This window comes from Pseudomonas sp. GW460-LB5 (assembly GCF_059423245.1).
In genome coordinates this window covers 1-1,074 of record NZ_JBWKXT010000133.1, presented here as the reverse complement: position 1 = coordinate 1,074, position 1,074 = coordinate 1, and the positions used below count along the sequence as shown (strand labels likewise).

1 protein-coding gene is annotated in these 1,074 nt (G+C 58.6%); it reads right to left on the bottom strand.

Features of this window, described 5'->3' with window-relative positions; all coding sequences use genetic code 11:
- Positions 1-102: 102 nt before the first annotated feature.
- Positions 103-1,074: IS66 family transposase (tnpC, locus tag AC07XM_RS31030; protein WP_197884678.1), on the bottom strand; the 972-nt coding region annotated here is incomplete at its 5' end.

Here is a 1,074-nt window from a genome sequence, read left to right as displayed (position 1 = left end):
TCAATTCTGCGCGAAACCTACATGCTGAGAAAAGTCGCTTCCGAATTGTTGATGCCAATCAGCCTTTGAGCTGACTATTTGGCGAAGTCCACTTAGCCTGCCTCAGGCAAGCATCCAATGCTGCGGGAGTAATTGCGTGATTTCGCTCGCCCGCTGTGTCGGAAGCCGCATCAGTACATCCTTGAGATAGGCATACGGATCGTGCCCATTCATACGCGCCGACTGGATCAGGCTCATGATTGCCGCCGCCCTTTTTCCACTGCGCAGCGACCCGGCAAATAACCAGTTCGAGCGCCCAAGCGCCCACGGCCGGATCAAATTCTCGATCTGGTTATTGTCGATGGGCACAGCACCATCTTCCAGGTAGCGCGTCAGCGCTACCCAGCGTTTAAGGCTGTAATCCAGGGCCTTGGCCGTGGCCGAACCCTCGGGCACAAGTTCGCGTTGGGCCAACATCCACTCATGCAGTTTTTCAGCGATGGGCACCGCTGTTTCCTGACGTAATCGCCAGCGGGCTTCGTCGCTCATTTCCTTGGCGTGTCGCTCGACTTCATACAACCCGCCAATCGAGTGAAGCGCCTGCTCCGCCAACTGGCTTTTATTGGCTGCATGCAGGTCGAAGAATTTGCGGCGTGCATGGGCCATGCAGCCGATTTCGGTGATGCCCAGCTCGAAGCTGGCCTTGTAGCCGGCGAAGTCATCGCAGACCAGCTTACCGTTCCACGTGCCCAGGAAGTTACGCGCATGTTCGCCGGCACGGCTGGGGCTGAAGTCGTAGACCACGGCCTTTAGGGCCGAGAAAGGCGTGGTGCTATAGGCCCACACGTAAGCGCGGTGGGTTTTCTTTTCGCCTGGTGCGAGCATCTGAACCGGGGTCTCATCGGCGTGGATCACGCCCTGGGCCAACACATGCTCACGCAGCGCATCGACCAGAGGCTGGAGCTGCACACCGGTCTGTCCGATCCATTGCGCCAGTGTCGAACGGGCGATGGGCAGTCCGGCCCGACCAAAAATCTTCTCCTGCCGGTACAGCGGTAAATGGTCGGCGAACTTCGCCACCATCACGTGGGCCAA